General features: G+C 52.7%; 18 protein-coding genes and 1 other RNA gene. 13 read left to right on the plus strand and 6 right to left on the minus strand.

Annotation, left to right across the window (positions count from 1 at the left end; genetic code table 11):
- Positions 1 to 24 precede the first annotated feature (24 nt).
- Positions 25 to 2,103, minus strand: coding sequence for a DNA polymerase III subunit gamma/tau (gene dnaX, locus ABVN21_RS14520; RefSeq protein ID WP_339553165.1), 2,079 nt, complete (start codon positions 2,101 to 2,103; stop codon positions 25 to 27).
- A gap of 132 nt (positions 2,104 to 2,235) precedes the next feature.
- Here dnaX and ABVN21_RS14525 point away from each other — a divergent pair, with 132 nt between their 5' ends.
- Positions 2,236 to 2,976 carry a transporter substrate-binding domain-containing protein gene (locus ABVN21_RS14525; RefSeq protein WP_339553164.1) on the plus strand — a complete coding sequence of 247 codons (741 nt, stop codon included), beginning with the start codon at positions 2,236 to 2,238 and terminating at the stop codon, positions 2,974 to 2,976.
- 204 nt (positions 2,977 to 3,180) lie between these two features.
- Here the strand turns inward: ABVN21_RS14525 and ffs are convergent.
- Positions 3,181 to 3,265, minus strand: an RNA gene (gene ffs, locus ABVN21_RS14530) — signal recognition particle sRNA small type.
- Positions 3,266 to 3,392: 127 nt separating this feature from the next.
- Here ffs and ABVN21_RS14535 point away from each other — a divergent pair.
- The 5 genes from ABVN21_RS14535 to ABVN21_RS14555 all read left to right on the plus strand — a co-directional run bounded on the left by ABVN21_RS14535 (position 3,393) and on the right by ABVN21_RS14555 (position 8,647).
- Positions 3,393 to 4,697 carry a site-specific integrase gene (locus ABVN21_RS14535; protein ID WP_339553163.1) on the plus strand — a complete coding sequence of 435 codons (1,305 nt, stop codon included), beginning with the start codon at positions 3,393 to 3,395 and terminating at the stop codon, positions 4,695 to 4,697.
- A 703-nt stretch (positions 4,698 to 5,400) separates the two neighbouring features.
- Positions 5,401 to 5,955, plus strand: coding sequence for a phage antirepressor KilAC domain-containing protein (locus ABVN21_RS14540; RefSeq protein WP_339553162.1), 555 nt, complete (start codon positions 5,401 to 5,403; stop codon positions 5,953 to 5,955).
- Positions 5,956 to 6,229: 274 nt separating this feature from the next.
- Complete coding sequence (locus ABVN21_RS14545; protein ID WP_339553161.1) at positions 6,230 to 6,871, plus strand: ATP-dependent Clp protease proteolytic subunit; 642 nt, start codon at positions 6,230 to 6,232, stop codon at positions 6,869 to 6,871.
- A 57-nt stretch (positions 6,872 to 6,928) separates the two neighbouring features.
- Entirely contained in the window at positions 6,929 to 7,396 is a 468-nt protein-coding gene (locus ABVN21_RS14550) for a phage antirepressor KilAC domain-containing protein (RefSeq protein WP_339553160.1), read from the plus strand.
- A gap of 348 nt (positions 7,397 to 7,744) precedes the next feature.
- On the plus strand, positions 7,745 to 8,647 hold the full coding sequence (locus ABVN21_RS14555) for a helix-turn-helix domain-containing protein (RefSeq protein ID WP_339553159.1): 903 nt from the start codon (positions 7,745 to 7,747) through the stop codon (positions 8,645 to 8,647).
- A gap of 904 nt (positions 8,648 to 9,551) precedes the next feature.
- Here ABVN21_RS14555 and ABVN21_RS14560 read toward each other — a convergent pair.
- Positions 9,552 to 9,908 (minus strand): hypothetical protein, encoded by a 357-nt coding sequence (locus ABVN21_RS14560; protein WP_339553158.1) that lies wholly within the window; start codon positions 9,906 to 9,908, stop codon positions 9,552 to 9,554.
- Between the two features lie 34 nt (positions 9,909 to 9,942).
- A complete protein-coding gene (locus ABVN21_RS14565) occupies positions 9,943 to 10,299 on the minus strand; it encodes a hypothetical protein (protein ID WP_339553157.1) in 357 nt (118 codons plus the stop codon).
- A 196-nt stretch (positions 10,300 to 10,495) separates the two neighbouring features.
- On the opposite strand from ABVN21_RS14565, the gene ABVN21_RS14570 reads away from it, so the two are divergent.
- The 4 genes from ABVN21_RS14570 to ABVN21_RS14585 all read left to right on the plus strand — a co-directional run bounded on the left by ABVN21_RS14570 (position 10,496) and on the right by ABVN21_RS14585 (position 14,711).
- Positions 10,496 to 10,735 (plus strand): helix-turn-helix transcriptional regulator, encoded by a 240-nt coding sequence (locus ABVN21_RS14570; RefSeq protein WP_339553156.1) that lies wholly within the window; start codon positions 10,496 to 10,498, stop codon positions 10,733 to 10,735.
- 492 nt (positions 10,736 to 11,227) lie between these two features.
- Complete coding sequence (locus ABVN21_RS14575; protein ID WP_339553155.1) at positions 11,228 to 13,258, plus strand: alkyl sulfatase dimerization domain-containing protein; 2,031 nt, start codon at positions 11,228 to 11,230, stop codon at positions 13,256 to 13,258.
- A gap of 96 nt (positions 13,259 to 13,354) precedes the next feature.
- Positions 13,355 to 14,020: a DUF3313 family protein gene (locus ABVN21_RS14580; RefSeq protein WP_248691598.1), complete on the plus strand. Its 666-nt coding sequence runs from the start codon at positions 13,355 to 13,357 to the stop codon at positions 14,018 to 14,020.
- A 187-nt stretch (positions 14,021 to 14,207) separates the two neighbouring features.
- Entirely contained in the window at positions 14,208 to 14,711 is a 504-nt protein-coding gene (locus ABVN21_RS14585) for a hypothetical protein (RefSeq protein WP_339553154.1), read from the plus strand.
- A gap of 1,201 nt (positions 14,712 to 15,912) precedes the next feature.
- Here ABVN21_RS14585 and ABVN21_RS14590 read toward each other — a convergent pair.
- Complete coding sequence (locus tag ABVN21_RS14590) at positions 15,913 to 16,506, minus strand: Swt1 family HEPN domain-containing protein (RefSeq protein WP_339553153.1); 594 nt, start codon at positions 16,504 to 16,506, stop codon at positions 15,913 to 15,915.
- 2 nt (positions 16,507 to 16,508) lie between these two features.
- Positions 16,509 to 17,153, minus strand: a complete 645-nt coding sequence (locus ABVN21_RS14595) for a DUF5343 domain-containing protein (protein ID WP_339553152.1) — start codon at positions 17,151 to 17,153, stop codon at positions 16,509 to 16,511.
- Between the two features lie 404 nt (positions 17,154 to 17,557).
- On the opposite strand from ABVN21_RS14595, the gene ABVN21_RS14600 reads away from it, so the two are divergent.
- The 3 genes from ABVN21_RS14600 to ABVN21_RS14610 all read left to right on the plus strand — a co-directional run bounded on the left by ABVN21_RS14600 (position 17,558) and on the right by ABVN21_RS14610 (position 19,812).
- Positions 17,558 to 18,286, plus strand: coding sequence for a recombinase family protein (locus ABVN21_RS14600; protein WP_339553151.1), 729 nt, complete (start codon positions 17,558 to 17,560; stop codon positions 18,284 to 18,286).
- 352 nt (positions 18,287 to 18,638) lie between these two features.
- Positions 18,639 to 19,130, plus strand: coding sequence for a hypothetical protein (locus ABVN21_RS14605; RefSeq protein ID WP_339553150.1), 492 nt, complete (start codon positions 18,639 to 18,641; stop codon positions 19,128 to 19,130).
- A 40-nt stretch (positions 19,131 to 19,170) separates the two neighbouring features.
- Positions 19,171 to 19,812: a hypothetical protein gene (locus ABVN21_RS14610; RefSeq protein WP_339553149.1), complete on the plus strand. Its 642-nt coding sequence runs from the start codon at positions 19,171 to 19,173 to the stop codon at positions 19,810 to 19,812.
- The last annotated feature ends 518 nt before the right edge of the window (positions 19,813 to 20,330 follow it).

Raw genomic sequence — 20,330 nt, forward strand, 5'->3', positions numbered from 1 at the left:
CGTTTGGCCGAACGCCTTCAGTTATTAGCCCTGACTGACCAGGGCTTCGACAGGTTCAATAGTATCGTTACGGATCACCGCACCGAACTGCTGCATCATTTGCTGGATGAACGGATCACCGTGGATCGACTCCTCAGCCTCGCGCTGACGGTCGGCACGACGGCGCGACGCCGCCTGGGCCGGGGTTTCCTGCTCGGGCTTGATCAGCTCCATGGTCAGGGTCAGCGTACGCCCGTGGTGCTGGTTCAACGCATCGTTCAGGCGACGTTGCTGGGTAGCGTTGAACAAGGCGCTGTGCGCCGGGTCCAGGTGCAACAGCCAATTGTCGCCATCCACGGCGATCAACGTGCAGTTGGCCGCGATGCTGCCAGTCATGCCGGAGATCGGCAGTTTCGGGAACAGTTCCAGCCATTGCAAGGCCAAACCAGTGGCCGGCGCCGCTGCGGGCTCAGGCTCGGGTTCCGGTGCGGGATCGGCGGCATGCTCGCTGGCCAGTTCATCGAGATAACTGTAAGCCGAATCCATGTCTGGCTCGATATAGTCCTCGTCCAGTGGCGGCTCGTCGTCCAGGTCCATGCCCGGCGTGGCGGCATCGACTTCCGCGACGGACGGCTCAGGGATCGGCGCAGCAGCCCATTCCGGTGCATCCGGCACGACGCTGTCCGGGGTCGGCAATGGCATCGGCGGCAATTCGGGTTGTTCACTGGTGGTTTCCAGCACTGGCTCGACTGCTGGCTGTTGAACAGGCGCGGGCTCGACCGGGTCATTCCACGGCAGGTCGACAACTTCCTCGACCACCACCGCCTCGACCACAGGTTCAGGCTCGGGCACAACAACCGGTGCTACAGGCTCAGGCTCGGTTACGACTGGCGCCACAACCGGCGCCGGAACTACGGGTGCAACTGCCGCAGCGACTACCGGCACAACAACTGGCGCGGCAGCCACTGAATTTGCGGAATCAACTGTGGCCTGGCTGATCCCCACTGGCTTTAGCGGTTGCCTCGGAGCGTCCGCGGTGTCGGCGGGCCGGAAAGCGAGCATCCGCAACAGCACCATTTCGAAGCCACCGCGCGGGTCCGGCGCCAACGGCAAATCGCGGCGACCGATCAGGCCCATCTGATAGTAGAACTGCACGTCTTCGGCCGGCAGCGCCTGGGCCAGTGCCAGCACCCGGTCACGGTCGCCGTGGCCGTTGTCGACGCCCTCAGGCAAGGCCTGGGCGATGGCGACACGGTGCAATACGTTGAGAATTTCCGAGAGCACGCCGTTCCAGTCCGGGCCTTGCTCGGCCAGATGACGAACGGCTTCGAGCAACGCCTTTGCATCGCCTTCGATCAGCGCATGCAGGACGTCATAAACCTGACCGTGATCGAGGGTGCCAAGCATCGCCCGCACATCGGCGGCCATGACTTTGCCTTCACCGAAGGCAATCGCCTGGTCGGTCAGGCTCATGGCGTCGCGCATGGAACCGTCGGCGGCACGGCCCAGCAGCCACAGTGCGTCGTCTTCGAACGGCACATTCTCGACACCCAGCACGTGGGTCAAATGCTCGACTACCCGCTCCGGAGTCATGTTCTTTAGGGAGAACTGCAGGCAGCGCGAGAGAATCGTTGCGGGAAGTTTCTGCGGGTCGGTGGTGGCCAGGATGAACTTGACGTAGGGTGGCGGCTCTTCAAGGGTTTTCAGCAGCGCATTGAAGGAATGGCTGGAGAGCATGTGCACTTCGTCGATCAGGTAAACCTTGAAGCGCCCACGGCTCGGCGCGTATTGCACGTTGTCGAGCAACTCGCGGGTGTCTTCGACCTTGGTGCGGCTGGCGGCGTCGATCTCGATCAGGTCGACGAAGCGGCCCTCGTCGATCTCCCGGCACACCGAGCATTCGCCACACGGCGTCGAAGTGATACCTGTTTCACAGTTCAGGCATTTGGCGATGATTCGCGCGATGGTGGTCTTGCCGACCCCGCGGGTACCAGTGAAGAGGTACGCGTGATGCAGCCGCTGGCTGTCCAAGGCATTGATCAGAGCCTTGAGCACATGGGTCTGGCCGACCATTTCGCGGAACGAGCGCGGACGCCATTTACGTGCAAGAACCTGATAACTCATCGAAAACCATCACCACTGGAAAGCAGAAGCGGCTAATGCTAGCGGAGCAGGGCCAAAATTGCATCCGGTGGACTCGCCTAATCTGGCTAAGCTGCATTTTGGGGGCTTCAGGAAAAAAATAACGGAGCGTTTATGCGGCTGGCCCTGGGGGCATTGCTGTTGATCAGCCTGGATGGCGCGGCCGCGGACGTGCCGTTGCGCTTCGTGGTCCCCGACAGCTGGGCGATGCCGATGGTGCAACTCGAGCGTGGGCGGCCCACCCAGGGCATCCTTTATGACGTAATGCTCAGCCTCGCCACCCAGGTGGGCGTGCCCGCCGAATTCCACGTACTGCCTCGCAGCCGGGTGCAAAACGCCATGGAGCACGGTGAGGTCGATGTGCGCTGTTACGCCGCGCAGTCATGGATGCCGAACCAGTCCGGCGACTACATCTGGAGCATTCCGCTCTGGACGCAACCTGACTTGCTGATCAGCCACCCGGCCACGCCCGCCGAGGTGATTCCGGCGACTTTATCGCATCAGTCCATTGGCACCGTGCTTGGCTATAGCTACCCAACCCTGCAACCGCTGTTCGATGCCGACCAGCTCCACCGCGACGACGCCCGCAATCAGGAACAGGTGCTGGAAAAACTCCATGCCGGGCGCAATCGCTATGCCGTCAGCAATCAATGGACCCTGGACTGGTTCAATCAGCGCCTGTTGCCGGAGCAGCAATTGCAGAGCGTGGCGGTGTTGCAGGAACAGCGCGTCGGCTGCTATGTGCGCAACGACCCGAAAGTACCGGTGCAGCGGATTTTGCGCACCTTGCTGCGGATGAAGATGTCCGGGGAGATTGACGACATCATTCGGCTTTATATTGGCGGCAAGTCTTAGTCCGGCGCCTGGCATAAGACTGGTTTGAGGCCGCTGCGCGACCCAGCGGGAGCAAGCTCCCTCGCCACAGGTTTTGACCTTCTTTGCTTTTTTTGGAGACGACAAAAAACCGCCCAGGACGATAAATCCATGGCAGTGCAATAAAGTTTTTGATTTAGAAATCGCGAGAGAGAACTCGCGGTGCGTTATGGAGGCAACCCCACCAGCCACACCCCGGCACACAATGTTCCCGCTGTGGCTGCTGCCTTCCGGCTCTGACCAGGTTCACGGGTAATCGTTGCGGGCCTTACGGGGCAAGGGTTTTAGGCCCTTTGGGTTGCAATATCTCTACCATGCAAACTCACTGCACGGGCAGTAAAAACTCGGGGTGTAGCCAGCACTGTCACACTTTGCTGTAACACTTTGGTGTCACACCCATGGCCTACATGATCAAGCGCGGGGCGCTCTATTACCTCAATCTCAAGCTACCCAAGCACCTCTTCCCGAGGTGTCACACTTTACGTTTGAGCCTGAACATCCGGCAGCGGCAGAGTGCCCAGTTCCTCGCCGCTTCACTAGCTCAGCAGGTGCACAAACACTTGAACGAACACCCCCTGGCAGATCTTCAAACGCTGCGTAGGCTGTGTTCGGAGTGGCGGGATGCTGCACCAACACAGACCATCCAACCCGCTCCACGGAGGGCGCCAGCCAATACCGTGATGCGGAACAGCGATGGCCCTACCCTCGCCACCTTGTCGAAGCTCTATATAGAAGAAGGGAAACGTGGCGGGACCTGGCGGGAGGTCAGCACCTTCGAGGTGAAACGTGCCCTACGCGATCTGTTCGAGTTGATCGGTGATATGCCAGTCGACGCCTTCGACGCTCAGCAAGCCCGACTACTGAAGGAGCGGCTAAGCCGTTGCCCACAATACTTCGGCCTACGCCCCGAATATGAAGGCAAGACCCTGATGCAGGTTGTGGAGTCTGGCGCCACCTACAAAACCATCACCGCCGTCACGGTAAACAATCGCTTACGCAAGCTCTCTGCCTTTCTCAACTGGTGCAAGTCGAACGGGTATGTCGCGGACAACCCACTGGTGGGCATGAAAGTAATGACGGGATCGGCCAAAGAGGCGCGACTGTCTTTTGATCGATACGATCTGACCACCCTGCTCGACCTGGATGCTCTGAAGGCTCAAGCCCGAAAACATCCGTGGCGCTATTGGTTGCCGCTACTAGGACGAACCACCGGGGCACGACTAGAAGAACTCTGCCAGTTGCGGGTGGATGATTTCATCGAACTACAGGGCATCCTGTGCATCCGTATCGATGACAGCCGGGAAGATCAGAACCTGAAGAACTCTAGTAGTAGACGTGTACTGCCCATCCACCCTGCCCTGATCGACTTGGGCTTGTTGCAGCACGTTGAGTCAGTAAGAACCACCGGAGCGGATCGCCTGTTCCCTGAACTCGAAGCCGTGCGGGGGAAGCTGGGCCACGCACCGTCGAAGTGGTTCGGTCGGTACAAGACGAAGCTGGGCATCACTGACCCGAGGAAAACATTCCACAGTTTCCGCCACACGCTCATCGATGATCTTCGGGATGCTGGGGTGCAAGACTCGCTGATCAAACGGATCGCCGGACACGAGGACGGTGCGGTGACCTTCAGCATTTATGGCAGCCGATCCCCGTTGAAGGCGATGCTGGATGCACTTCACCACATCGTCGTGATCGACGCCTAGCCCTTAGCCGATGTCCGAACCGCTGGTGATCCCGCTTCTTATATAGAAGGAGGCCGTCGCCGGACTGGGCAACCTGGCGACGGCGGTACAGCACTGGCGGTTGCCTGATGGAAAAAACTGATTTTTTTTACTGAGATGCTTGACAGCCCGAAACACGCCCCGTATTCTCGCAGCCATCACCAAGTCACCGGTGAACTATCAGGCCAACCATCGGCCAAAAGTCTGTACCAACTCCTCTGCGGCTTCGTGAAGATTACGAAGTGTTAGCACAGGGGTTTTGTTGCGTCCAGGATTTCTTAAATCCTAACTCCCTAACTTCAAGTGCGAGATTTACCACCATGCCATGATTGCGAGATAAGACTGTGCCCGTGATTCACCCCAATTAACGATGGAGAGCAATTAGATGACCTAAGAGAATAACCCTCGCATACATGGCGAGCATAGAGCCATTAGAACAGTTCGACGCCCAAACTCTACTAATACAACGGAACTCTAAGTTACCGTGACGGCTTCCTGCTGCCCTGGCAAACCCGAATAACAAACTACAGGATAGAACTATGACCTAGCTCCGACCCGAACACGCACTGACCTCGCCCAGTACTGAAACAATGTGCGAGACATATCCATACCTTCGCCCGCATTAAACGCTACAAAGCTGTGGCAACGGGCAGCTACGCCCTAATTTTGAGAAGTTACCAGTTATATGAAAATGCAAAACACGTACAGCAGCACCGCACACAACCAAACCACAAGCGCTTTCATCACGTCTAACGGGAGCCCCTTCACTCATCACTCACGGAAGGCCTTAGTTAATCCCAATGGTGACACGAGCCCAAACAACCTCGCTGAAGCGTTGAAACTTGTGAGCATACTGAAAACAGACCGGCTCAAACTGAAACACGAAGTTTTAGCATTGAAGCAGCAAGCTTACAAAAACGCCGAAAAGGTGACTTTCTATGATGAAGTGGCTGATACCGGACATCTGTTCGATATTGATGAAGCGGCAAAAATTGTTGGTACGGGGCGGACTCGGCTTCTTACCTACCTTCGTAAACATCGCGTACTTATGCGCAGTACCCACCGACTGAACCGCCCTTACCAGAAGTATCTTGATGCTGGTCAATTCGAAGTAAAGCACCTGCAATACATGAACCGCAACACTGGCGAGCTGAAATTAAAATCCATGCCTTTTCTCACCGGAAAGGGTTTGATCTGGCTTCAGCAATTCATCGCGAAGCATGGTCGAACAGGACTGTAAACGACCTCGCCTGTTGATAGATGAACAGTGAGCTGGGGTTAAGGGAAGCACTTCAACTAACAGCGCTAGTAACATGGACGTATACAGCCCGGCCGACCTTATGCACCGACCTGGAGGATATATGCCTTAAAGGTGGCTGGCGATTTAATACCAGCCACCCTCTAGCTTCCGAAGTGACTGCGCCATTAACAAGACACAAATTCTCCAATCACAATGCAACACATGTAGCGGCGAGCAATTATTGCCAAAAATTCACAATCGCAAGAGATGACCAATGAAGTATCGCACTAGCAACAACATTATTAAGCTTGAGAGCAACCAATACCCAATGAACGCAATTACAAAAGCAAGAAGCTCGACACAATATGTAATACCAATTACCGGTGATATTGGCGAGATTTACGAGTACGGCGAACTAGTTAATATCTTAACGTACGCAACGGAAGACGATGCAGTGTATATCCAGCTCTCATCATCTGGCGGAAAATTGGAAACTTGCGACTACCTATGCCGCCGCATGGATGAATGCGAGGCAGAGATTACAGTCGAGATCGGCTTTACATGCGCTTCAGCTGCTTCGGCTATTGCCCTCCACGCAAATGACTGGGTCATCTATCCAAGTAGCACGATGATGATTCACTCTTGTTCCTACTCTCCGGGGCACGGAAAAGAATCGGATGTTCGGGCAAGAGCAGAGTTTGTTGAACGAGTCAATCAGGAGTGGATTGAGCGGACCTATCAAGGATTTCTTATCGAGGAAGAGTTGATTGACGTTCTAGATAACGGCAAGGATCTTTACTTCTACGCAGATGACTTGCGTGAACGTATGCCGCTATACAAGCAGTACCGTAAAGAATGTAAAGCTCGAGAAGTCGAAGAAACACTGCAATATTGGAAAACCCTAAACGCAGCCTAACATACTAGCGTCGGCATTCGTTGACGCTCTACTCGCCCAGGAGGGCATTAGAAACACATGAGTAACATTGTAAACCCGTCTATCCACGAGAACGCTGCTCAGGATCTACTCAATAACTCGTTGAAGTATCTTCAAGCACTGGCGGGCCAAACACAGGCCCTAGTGGAAGATAACACCCGGCTGGCGCATAAAATTGAAGAAGACGCACCGAAGGTTGAGTTCTATGACGCAGTAAAGAGCGCTGTTAACTGCCAGACGATGGAACAAGTAGCAAAAAAGTACGGGGTAGGCACTCATACACTGTTCAAACTCCTGCGAGAGTGCAAAGTGCTGCGCGACGCCTTGGACTACCCCCCGTACCAGCAATACATTGACTCCGGACACTTCAAGGCCGAGGGTCGGGTGTATCAGGTTGCTGGCAAGGGGCGCCAGTACAACCGCACCATGGTAACTGGCAAGGGGGAGATCTACATCGGCACGCTGCTCCGTCGGGCCGGTTTGTTGCCAGAGAATGAAGCCACGTAATTGACAACCCTACTGTGGCCTATTCGAAAGGTCGACTAAAGGCTGACGCGTAACCAAGGGCAAATTCTAGACAGCCCGAGGCGAAACGCTTTTTACAGATGGCTGGTGTCGCGAAACTGGCCGTCCACTACATTGCAACAAAGTACCAAAATAATACTCAGCGACAGAGGCTGGCACCCGCAACACCTCACCTACCCAGACCACCACTTCGCTTGCTCAAGCCTATAGGCCACTGAGCAGAGCGGGCTTCGTGCTGTCCGCAATAAGGGTCACGCGTTCCCAACCGACAATAACTGGAACACACCGAGGGTTTGCCTATGAACTGAATTAGCACTAGGGATAACATATATGAAAACGAACACTACTACACCAACAAGTTTCGAATACGCCATCCAACAACTTCGTAAAACGGTGGCAAAAGCACGCACCTCGACAATCGGGGACGTTATCTACGACAAAATCACTAAGGAGTATTATGGCAGCTATATAAAGACGCCATATTTACCAGACCCCGCTCCGGAAGAGCCTGTAGAGTCGGAACGCGTTAAGGGGTACTGGCATATTACCGAGGACGGCAGTCCCCTGCCCCCGGAATGCAAACAAACGCCATCTGAATATCTCGCTCCGGTTGCTGACCTGATTCCGAAGCAGCCTAATCAGCAGACCGAGCACAAGTCCAAGGCCGGGAAGAAACCTCAAGTCATTAACAATCCTCTGGCCACTGCATTGAGTACCCTCAGGCTGGAAGGTAGATCCACGCCTTGGCTGGACGACTTTGCTTTCGGGGCAATCTGTACCGGCCCCGGCGTAATCAATGGAAAACACAGCGTTGCTCTCGCAGATGTGAAACGGTTGCTGCACCTTCCCGAACTTTCCGTGGCTACAGCAGCAGAGCACCTTCTCAACCATGACAGGGAGCCGATGGGCCCGCGACAGCTACAAAGAGTCATAGAAGCGGCGAGAACCGCACTGCGTGGCATCGCACTGCACCTTGAACGCAATCCACAAATTCTTCGAACTGTTGATGCAGATATCGACTTCGACAAGTTTTGGGCTACCAATGACGATCAGACTAAGCCAGCCACCCCCGCACAACATTCAAAGAAACAACAGGCGCTGGAGATGATCAGGGCAGGGATTCCAACTAAGACCACCGCCAAGGAACTTGGCATATCCAAGAATACGGTCAAGAAGTGGGATCGCGAGGCACAGGCAGCAGGTGGAGTAGCAGGGGGGGTCAATGACCGTTGATTAGCGACAGATATAAAGAGTGAAACTCGCCATGTACAGCATGGTGAGTGAGCGAATCGCCAAAGGGTAGCTTTGAGATTAATTACCTCTATCATATATTGAACTTGTGACGTTACCGTCACCGTCACCGACAGCAACCTGTGCCTAAAGCACGGATTACAACTCTATACAGTTAAGGGGAGAGAGGGGCAAGCAGCCCGCTCCCCGCTCTTGATCTTGCTCTGAATCTTGCTGAGATAACTTGTGGCGTGAGCCACGATTAATCAATTCAGGAAGGTCAGCCGTGACTAAGGTCACAGAGAATTAGTCTGTGCCCATGGCACCATTTCCCCTTGCACAATTCAAAGCAAAAGCGGGAGGGGGCTCCCCCCTTTCCTCCCTTGGAACTTATACAGTTGTTAGTCGTGCCCTGAGGCACAGGTAGAATTGATGAAGGCTACAGACTTAGAAGTCAGTCATCCGTGACTGTCAGTCACACATACCTGCACGGTTCAGATCAAAAGCGTGTGGGGCTTGTTTGCCCTTGCCCCACCGATTACATGTTTATGCCGTGAGGCAAGATAACAATTCTATTCTATTCAGTAGGGTGGATAGGGGGCTCAGCCACCACCCTGCTCTTGATCTTGATGTTGACCATGCCGAGCGGCATAAGGGATCTGAACGAACTGATCGCTAACGTGCGGTGGTCACCCATGGGTAAGCCGAAGAAGTAGCTAACGGGAAGCACCCTAACGTCCGGATATCGAGCATTCGAATGCAACAGAGGGCAATTGAGATTCCTCTAGCTAGCCCATCCAGGTGGGCTAGGGGTAGCCCATCCCACGCACGTTAACGTCCAGATGTAATCATTAGCGTGCAGATATGGGCTTGGGGCAGTTGGTTGCCAATCCCCGGCTCAGACAACCTACAGAACACGAGAGCTTACCACCCTCATCAGCGTATCGAAGTCTGCGTGTATGAAGGCTGGGTGCACAACACAATCGAGGACGCGGCATCGCATCGCATGATCATCAACTGACTCTACCCAGCCCTTCTTGATGAGACTTGAGATCGCATAATCCACCCGTTCACTACTGAGCGTAAGAAAATCGGACAGCAGAGACGTGTTGACCCTCACTGCACGGTTACGGTCCATTCGCATCAGCAGAAGCAGCATCACCGCCACTTTGTCCTCGTCCAGCGCTGTACGAGCCGCCATAACTTCAAATGCATACCGTGGAACATGTACAGCTTGATCTTTGGGTGATTTTTGATCAGTCATCAGTCAGTTCTCTATCTTGGAGCCGACGGTTGGTTTACACCAGCTCTTCGGGCTTCTCCGATCTGGCAACGTTGGAGTTCACGGTGCATACGAGGCTTCCACCCGGCTCGGGGCTGGCATCGACGGACAGAATCCACTTCCCTTCAGCAAGTTCGGCTACAGCTTTCTCAACCTGTTGAAGGGTGTAGTTGCAATGCTTGGCCACTATCGCCTGAGTTGTCCGTACAGCTCCGTTGCCACCGATGATCGACATCAGCGTAAGCATCACCGAGGCAGCGTGCGGGTTAGTTCGATTCAACTGACTCAGCTCCAGCAAGGCTGATGGGTTGGCGTATAAGGCTTCACCCTCACCATCAGCGGCATATGGGGTAGCACCATTCTGTTCGTTCATCACGCAGCTCCCAGGGAGTTTGTAGTCGATTTAACTAGCTCATGCGATGGCTGGGGCCTGGGCCTAGGGCCGACCACCAAACGCCAACAGCGTCAGGGAGAATGGTGCCATGAGTCAGTAAAAATTCACAGTATCCTGTGAAGACCAGAACAGCTATGCAACCGACAGTGCAACCCTCTGACGAGGGAGACACGTTTTGGACGCAGGGTTGGCATTCGGTAAGGTTCTCCGCGAGCGGCGGAAACTCGCAGGACTGACGCAGGAGAAGCTGGCGATGGAGGCAGATGTGCAAAGAAACTATGTCAGCCTCATTGAAAGGGGTGTCCATCAGCCCACTATCAACGTTATTTTCAAGCTGGCTGCTGCCCTGAAGTGCCAACCATCAGCTCTCATCGCCGATGTAGAGGCCATCGCAGACAATACTACCGAGAATTAATGCTTCGCCCTTCCATGTACTGCAAGCAGGGCGAACCTGTTGAGTACTATTGCCTGATCTATTCCGAACTAACCCGATTCAGCTCATCTGAAGTCAGTCATCCCACGCGTAAGCTAGGAAACTCACGGGATCCAGCGATGTTGGGTTAGGCGGGAGTCGCCTCACACACAATATCCATATGCTTTGTATGTCAATTATTATTGGACGGCGTGGGCGATTGTGGGCTTTCACTCATGGCGGATATAGGTCACCCGCTGTACTTCCTGACCAACAGCAATCGGCCCTTAGCGGACGCTCCGCCCATGTCTTTTATCGCCAGCAGTCAGCCGCTGAGAGATGACCACCTGTACAACTGATAGCGGCCCGTTCATTTCGCAACTTTTTGTCTGACACAAACTGTAATACTCGAAATTTTCTCGATCCCTACTAGTTTTAGTTGAACCCGCTATTACCGAACTGGTATGGCGCATTGCTACTAGAGGGAACTTGAAGATGACTTATGAGATACAGTCGAAGGCGCTACCCGGCTCTCACGATAAATGGCGCCCCTTGAAATTAGCGGGAACTCTTTGCTCACTCGTTGCAGCCATTGCAATAGCCACCCAAGCGGTTGCAGCCGATGCAGAAAAACCAAAACCGGCCTCGGAAGCGACCAAGGCCGCTAACAACGCATTGCTCCAGGAATTGCCGTTCAACGACAAGACGTCCTTTGAGTTGGCGCATAAAGGTTTCATTGCACCTCTGCCGTCGACCGTCATCAAAGGCGCGTCGGGCAATGTGATTTGGGACCCGGCGAAATATTCGTTTATCAAAGAGGGCGAAAAAGCACCGGATACCACCAATCCAAGCCTCTGGCGGCAGTCGCAGTTGATCAATATTTCCGGTCTGTTCGAGGTGACCGACGGCATCTATCAAGTTCGCAACTATGACCTGTCGAACATGACCATCGTCGAGGGTAAAGATGGGATCACCATCTTCGACCCGCTGATTTCCGCCGAAACCGCCAAGGCGGCACTCGATCTCTACTATCAGCATCGGCCGAAAAAGCCCGTTGTGGCAGTGATCTACACCCACAGTCACGTTGACCACTACGGTGGTGTACGCGGCGTAATCAATGAAGAAGATGTGAAAGCCGGCAAGGTGAAGGTTTATGCCCCCCTTGGATTCATTGAGCATGCGGTAGCCGAGAACGTCATGGCAGGTACGGCCATGAGTCGTCGTGCCAGCTATATGTACGGCAACCTGCTGCCTCCCGCTCCGACTGGTCAGTTGGGTGCCGGCCTGGGCACCACGACCTCAGCGGGCACGGTGACGCTGATCCCACCTACCGACATCATCAAGACTACTGGCGAAACCCATGTCATTGACGGCCTGACCTACCAGTTCCTGTACGCCCCTGGCAGTGAAGCGCCCGCTGAGATGCTCTATTACATCAAGGAGAAGAAAGCGCTCAACACCGCCGAAGACTCCACCCACACCCTGCACAACACTTACTCGTTGCGCGGCGCAAAGATCCGCGAACCGTTGCCGTGGTCAAAATACCTCAACGAGGCACTCAAGCTGTGGGGCGACGATGTCCAGGTGATGTATGCCATGCACCACTGGCCAGTCTGGGGTAACAAGGAGGTACGCGAGCAGTTGTCCTCGCAGCGTGACATGTACCGCTACATCAACGACGAAACCCTGCGGATGATCAACAAGGGTTACACCATGGTCGAGATCGCCGAGCAGTTCAAACTGCCCAAGGCAATCGCCAACAAATTCTCCAATCGTGGCTACTACGGTTCGGTGAACCACAACGTCAAGGCCACCTACGTGTTGTATCTGGGCTGGTTTACCGGTAATCCGGCGCAGTTGAACGAACTGCCACCGGAGGAAGGCGGCAAGCATTATGTCGAGATGATGGGCGGCGAAGAAGCGGTGCTGAAGAAAGCCAAGGAGTACTTCGACAAGGGTGAGTTCCGCTGGGTCGCCGAAGTCGTTAATCATGTGGTGTTCGCCAATCCAAACAACCAAGCTGCCAAGAACATGCAGGCCGATGCCCTGGAGCAATTGGGTTACCAGGCCGAAAGTGGGCCATGGCGTAACTTCTACCTCACCGGCGCCAAGGAGCTGCGCGAAGGTGTGATGAAGCTGCCGACACCCGATACCGCAAGCCCCGATACCGTGCGGGCCATGGATCTGGACTTGTTCTTTGACTTCCTGGCCATGCGTTTGGATGGGCCAAAAGCCGAAGGCAAACGTCTATCGCTCAACTTCGATTTCACCGACCTCAAGCAGAAATACTCGGTGGAAATGGAAAATGGCGTGCTCAACCACACCGAAGGCGTTGCAGCGAAAGATGCCGATGCCACGGTGACGCTGACCCGCGACACGCTGAACAAGATCGTGTTGAAAGAGACCACGCTAAAGGATGCGCTGGCCTCGGGTGATATCAAGATCGACGGAGCACAAGGCAAGCTGGAGGAGTTGGTGTCTTACATGGACAACTTCGACTTCTGGTTCAACATCGTGACGCCGTAACGCGTCAATTTCAGCAGGCGGCATCGTCAGAAGGCGTTGCCGTCATACTTGATGCCGTCGAAGGTGTTCGCTTCAAGCAATCACTCTGGAGCTTTTATGCAGATCAAACCGCTCGCAGCATGTGTATTGACCCTGGCACTCGCCGCTTGTGCCAGCCCTTATGTTGATCCTGACCATTACTCGGGGTTTCTCAAAGACTACAGCGCTCTCAAAGAGGAAAAGTCACCATCGGGCGAACCCGTCATGCGCTGGATCGACCCGGATGTGGACGCGAATCGCTACACCAGCGTGTTTGTCGAACATAGCCAGCTGTATCCACCACCACAACCAACCGAGAAAATCCCGCAAAGCGCCCTTAATGGCATCACGCAGTTCTACGATGAAGCCTTGAAAAATGCCTTTGCCAGAGAGCTTCCCTTGGCTACCGGGCCTGGCCCAGGTGTGCTGGTCGTGCGTCCCGCCATTACGGCCGTCAGTGCCAAAACCAAAGGACTGCAACCCTACGAGATCATTCCGATTGCTTTGGTCGCTGCCGGAGTCAGTGCGGCGACCGGCATTCGCGATCAGGACACCACTCTCGCCACTGAAGCGGCATTTATCGATGGTGGTGATAATAAGGTAGTGGCCCAAGTGGTTCGTAAGGGCTCAGGGGCTGAATTGGCAAACTCCTCAGAAGTCGTGCAAGCCAAAGACTTCAGGGGAGTACTCGATATCTGGGCCCAAGACATCGTCAAATCATACAAAGAGCTTAAAACCAAGTAGTTCCCTGAACAGCCAACAGGATTGACTTACGTACGCTCACTGCGAGGCATAACGCAGTCAGGCTGAAACAAGCGCAGTCCTGTTGGTCGATTCCCCGTGGACAACCAGGCCTTTGACCTTTCCTTAGTGCCAGAGGGTCTCGCATCAGGAAGCGAAACTTTCCGCCGTACTTTCTCAGGGGATCAATATGAACGCTGTCCTGCACACGATAAAAGAAGAAGCCCTCAAGGCAATCCCGCCCACCCTGTTCTTTTTTATCATCCTGCACATAGTCGCCTTCATTCGTGCGCTGATGATCAAGGGCACAGGTATTTCGATGCCGGTGTCCGCATCGGTGCTGATAGCATCCCTGGTGCTCGGCAAATCTGTATTGGTTGCGGACATGTTGCCCTTCATCAACCGATTTCCGGAAAAACCGTTGATCTGGAACGTCACCTGGAAGACGCTTATGTATGCCCTAGTCGCGCTTGTCGTTCATTACCTGGAACGGCTGTACGAATACTGGAAAGAAGCACACAGCTTCATGGAGGCGAATACCCAGCTATGGACCTCCATGAACTGGCCGCAATTCTGGGCAGTGCAGATTTTGCTCATTACGTTGATTTTCATGTATTGCGTCATTTCGGAACTGTCACGAGCCATAGGATCTGAGCGATTGAAAAAGATGTTCCTCGGTCCGCTTCCACCCTAGACCCACTGAGGCCCGAAAATAGCCGCGACCGTCCGCTTTGGGTCGTACTCTGCCGCTCATGTCCACGAGCAAGTGGGTGGGCAAATCCCATGCTATTACCCATTCCCCACGCAGTGTGTAAGCAAAATTGCTCAAGCAAGAGCCCGGCTAGAAAGTCGGCTTCCATGGCAGCGCCCAGCCGACGCCAGATCGTTTCAACCGCTATCCTCCCTTTGGCACCAACAAACGACCGTCAAGCGATACCATCCAGGCATGCAGCACATGGCATCACCAAAATAGCCGTTACGATCTGTTGATCCGCTGCCGACTGATGCGACGTTAATCAATCCCCAGGAGCCCTCCGGCAACGTCTCGGGCTTTCGACCGTCATCGGTCCACCACCGAACGTTTACGGAGCAGCCGCCCCTCCATTGACTAGGATCAAAATCCGTCATAGACAGATATGAGATGCTGAGCACCTGCTGAATAGACCGCTGCTCCATGGTGATTTATGAAGTTTGCAAATTTCGTCCAGGACGTGTTGACCGCAGTGTTTCGCTGGCTATTTAAGTTACCGAAACTAATTCGTAGCATGGCCACAAAAGTCTACACAAAAAATCTATCCTTCTTTATAGGGCTTCTATTTTTCGTCTTCACGTATGTGCTCCTTCCACACTCCTCAGGACCACCCAAATGCAATGATGGCTGGGCTTCGCCCTCCATTGGTACGAGAGGCGCATGCTCGTCACACGGCGGGGTAAAGCGAGAGCACTCCGGCATTAAATTCTTCTTTAGCGTCGGTATTGGATACCTAGCGAGCTACCTATATGGTCGGAGACGAGATGCGGTTTTGCAGCGGAAAAGTGAGGAAGGCAAACCGATACAAAAAGCTTCTTTGTACAAGGAAGATAAACCCGGTACGCCATTGAAATGCCCCCTATGTGGTGGGCGGATGGGATTGCAACTATTGAAAAATGGACGTCGTCAGTGGATATGCTGGCGCTCCTCGGTCTGCCCCGGTGTCCGCCCTTTAAAGTAACCCCCCGAAATTTACAGCAGAACCAACGCGTTTCACTATCAAACAAGTAGACAGCACTGATAGGACGCCACCAATGATGAAACTTCTATAATGGGTCTATCGTGGCAAACCTTATGATCAATTTATCATTAACCTACCTTAACAATGACCAAAGGAGAAATCAGAACAAGAGCCAAGACCAGCCTATTCAGTCAAACGAAACCAATCACGAAGACTCAAGTCGAGTCGAAGTTTTTCATCTTCGGCCAACATACTGCAATGTGCGATAGGGTTTCGAAGCGAGTTCAGATTAAACATTACCTTTTCAACAGCTCTGACATTATTAAATATACTCGCAAAAATCTGCCAGTTCGATTTTATTATCTCCCCAAGCTCACCAAAATTAGTATAATCAAGCTCATCCGAAGAGCGTGGCGTAATTCCAGATTCACGCTCTCGCTGTATGCGCTTTTTAACCTCAACAAATATCTGCTGAGGTATTACTTTATCATTCCACCATCCTTCCCCATGAGTTAACTCTAAAAGCTCTGTAATCTGTAGTCTAATAGTTTTCTCTAAACAATAGAAAAGCTCATAGCTGCGAGCCATCTCAGCTGCTTCTGTGCGTAACGCTTGAGCAAACTGAGGAATATAGGCTTTTTCGATATCGCTTTGAGCATCTTCCTTACTCAGTCCGCCACGCAGGTTGATATCAAGCTTCCTTTCCAGCTGATCAATCTCTGACTCGACTAACATATTCGTCATGCCGAAAGCTTTTACCTTATCTTCAAATGCCATATTCAATCCCCGAGGATATGCTCTTTCAAGCTTTTAAAAATAGCATTAAAGACCTCTATATCTTTAGTGGCAGGCAAATTAAGATTTATAGTATAGGCAAGATTTATACCTCTACCGGAGCTTTGAGGCACGGGCAGTTGAATCTGCGATCCACCCGGAGAAGAAGCTCCAGAAACCGCCTTATTGAGTTCCAACTCTACCGAATCAGTATCCTCCTCAGCATCAAAATCCGATATTTTCCTAAGCATATTTATAGTGGTTAAGGTAGCCTTTGTGACGGACGAGTCCTTGGCCCCGCCGGTACACTCTACGATCAACCCAAGAATTTCTTGATCAGATGCATCATGAACATACTCGTTCATCTCATAAAGCTTTTCGTATAGTTTTCTAAAGGCTTTTCCGACTGCAACCCTGGACTTCCGAGGGTTTCTGAATTCTCTATATTGCTCAGTCGGAGTTCCGTCGCTTGCCACAAAACCCATTTTTTTTACGAAAGGAATACACGCAGCAGCAGTTCCACCCTTCATCGCTAGCTTAGTCGAGACAAAATCTTGAGTAAATCGCTCTGGCACAGAAGCAGACTTAATCTTTTCAAGCATGTTGGACAAAGTTCCAACAGAATTGCAGTACGGAAGATTATCGGCCACAAAAACGCTCCTTTTGAAATCCATCAATACTTCCCAAAGCCGACTGACGGGACATTCCAGTCCATACCAATACACAGAACTGACATTTCGCCACGACCTAGTTCTAAGCTAATAGCTAACGCAGGTTTCAGCAAGCCTATGAGGGTTGCCCATAAAGCTGGCTGGATGTGTCAACTCCTTGAAACTTCAAGCCTATCAAAGAACAAACCAATTAAATCAATAAGTTAAACCTAATAAACCATTTAACACCACTGAAATCCAGCTATTGTCTGCCATCAGCAAACGACCACCACGACTGCGTTAAGCAGCGACATCAATCCAATCAATGAATATTTTACAACTGTTGATCGGTCGTTGTAACAGTTGTAAAGTCACCCAATCAGCCACTTTACGGAGTCGCCATCATGGATGTTGTCGCCTACTACCGCGTGTCCACGAAAGGTCAAGGCGAGTCCGGTCTCGGCATCGAGGCACAAAAAGAGTACGTCCGATTCGCCGCTGAGAAGCAAGGATGGACAGTGGTGGTTGAGTACGAGGATGTCGGCGTATCTGGCTCGATTCATCCGCTAGGGCGCCCAGGAGCCGCCAACGCGTTCGCTGATGGCCGTCCTGTAGTGGTGGCTAAGCTGGACCGGCTGAGCCGGGATGTTGAACACATTGCTGGCCTGATGAAGCGGAACAACTTCAAGGTGGCAACGATGCCCAACGCCTCGACTGTAGAACTCCACATCTACGCGGTACTGGCTGAGCAAGAGCGAACCTTCATAAGCGAACGTACCAAGGCTGCTTTGAAGTCTCTCGATGTTCGGGCCGAAGCCGGTGACATTGACGCCCTGCACAGCCTAGCCAACCGCGAGGACAAACTCAGAAAGGGTCGCAGCATGTTGAACAGGGCGAAGGGACACGACACCCAACGCAAGCAGGCTGACCATCGAGCAGACACGGTTGAAGACGCCATTGAAAACTGCATCCTCAAAGGGGCAACCAGCCTACAGGCCGTCGCTGAATGCCTAATCTCCCGCAACATTCCGACTGCCCGTAAAGGCAGGTGGTCGCCTACCGCCGTGATGCGTGTGATGCAGCGTCTCGGACTGGAGTTGAACAAGGCGAATGCAGCCTCTGTAGGCTCGTAGGACGCGATTACAGCAACGATTTATGAGTGGCCTGTTTCTCTCAGCTGATATTCGAAAAAGAGCTTTTTACGGCTATACGGGCGTGCGTATACGGGCTTGATGCCGACCCATCCTGGGCGGGATTTAGCCGGTTCTCCAGATACCCTATCTGATATTCCCCGCCACAGATTCACGACCGATAGTTGCCCAAGGCAATGTCGATTTTTGAAAGTTTGGGTATCGCTGATTTCAAAAAGTGGCTTACGACCGACAGAGAACGGCCGAAAGTGGTCATCCGGCCGGATACCATCTAAAAGATCAGGGACGACTCAGAGTTCGATAGAATCACGCGACTCAAAATGGAGAGGTTAGGATGGATGCGAGCAATTTGATCGGGGCGGCCATAGCACTGGTCGTGGCTTACTTTATCGTGCTGAAGCCAATGTTTTCCTATCTGTCTCGACGGATACTGCTTGCCAAGGTGGCAGCTGAGCTGAAGGCTCAAAGCGGAGATCAGAAACTGGTCGAATCAGTGTGCTTTACCCCTGCTGGGGCTCACATAATTTCCGAACTTGCGAATGCCCGATTTTGCAAGCCGAGCAATCTGCGCCACTTCCTGATCACTACGTTTCTACTGGCGGAGACAATGTGCATTCTCGGTGTCGGGGTCGGCGTTAAGGGTGTCTGCCTCGAAATGATTAACCAGCGTCGTGCTCGTATCCAGGCACTGATGAATTCCGGACAGGCGGATGCCTTCATAAGCGAAGAAGACCTCAACGACTTGGACGAGAAGATCGATCTGGGGATGCAGCTATACCACACAGAACGTCGCGAGTTCTTACTCAAAAATGCCTTAAACAGATAGTCCCAATATAGCTGAAAGCCCTTAACTTTCAAGGTGCAGCATGATCGCAGAATTAGGTACTCTCGTTAAAACGCTAGCTGAATCGCTGATAAGATTTACTAAAATGGCGCAGGAAGTAGAAAAGAAAGCCGACAACCTTGGATTACTCAAGATCTATTTTCTTTTAATGGACGTGCAAGAGGATGGGTGCAAGCTGTTAGAGCTTGCTTCACCAAACCCAATTGATTATGTAAAAACCGCAAGCAGTGAAGCATTAGGTATGCGTTTGAAAATTTGGGACGCTGTTCTTAGGCGGCAAGGTGCGCGACTCCATGAGATAAAAAACTACCTTGATGACCGAAGCGACTTATCTATCATTGATCCTAAAGCACGAAAGCGTATAGCGATAATTGTAGGCTCTAAACGTGGAAGGGTTTTTAGCTTATTTAATTTGGGAGCAGGGTTATTTTTTAGGACGGTTATGCCGATTGGAGATAGCCCGGAAGCTATCGGGGAGCTTGTGATTAAAACGTTGGATCTCCAAGATAGCGAAACGTTAGATCTGACTAAAATCAAGCTTGAATTGAATGAGTTGGGTGAGGCGCTGGAAGAATTTAGAAAACTCCTTTTTGCATTTATGTCCAACGAGGATGTTAGAAGATTGTCGGATCAGGCTCGCAGAGAGACGAGGATTTCATGTTAGGTCCGACAGGCAGCTAAGTGGCGACTTCTGCCGGTAACGACAGGCAGAGTTCGGCCAGAAGCGGCCATGCGTGATGGGCAATTTCCGGTCAGAAACAGATTCTCCGTCCTAAGACTAACTTGCCTATCCCCTGCATGGTCACATAGTAATATCGGCACTTCATTCGTGACATCGGTGCAGAAATGCCAGCAGAAATAATGCAACAGGATGGGCTGATGCTGAGCATCAGGCCGTGTAGCAGCCGGATGGGCTGCATCGTCGTTCGACTCTCGGGCACTGATCTTCACGCGGAAATTACAACGGAATGGTTCTCATCTTCAGATCATCAGCCTCGACTCGACGGATTCTTGGCATCGGTTGGGCAACTTGAGGATGGGCTCTCTAAAGAGTGGCTTTCTGAGAGCGAAGATTTTGCACTCTCGGCCTGCCTGGATCCTCATTACCCGGGTTTGGTGTTCTTGCGCGTCTACTTGGGTTCAACGTCAGATGACGATTGCGACTGGCAAATAAATGGGTCT

Source organism: Pseudomonas sp. MYb327, assembly GCF_040438925.1.
In the GTDB taxonomy this organism is placed as follows: Bacteria; Pseudomonadota; Gammaproteobacteria; order Pseudomonadales; family Pseudomonadaceae; genus Aquipseudomonas.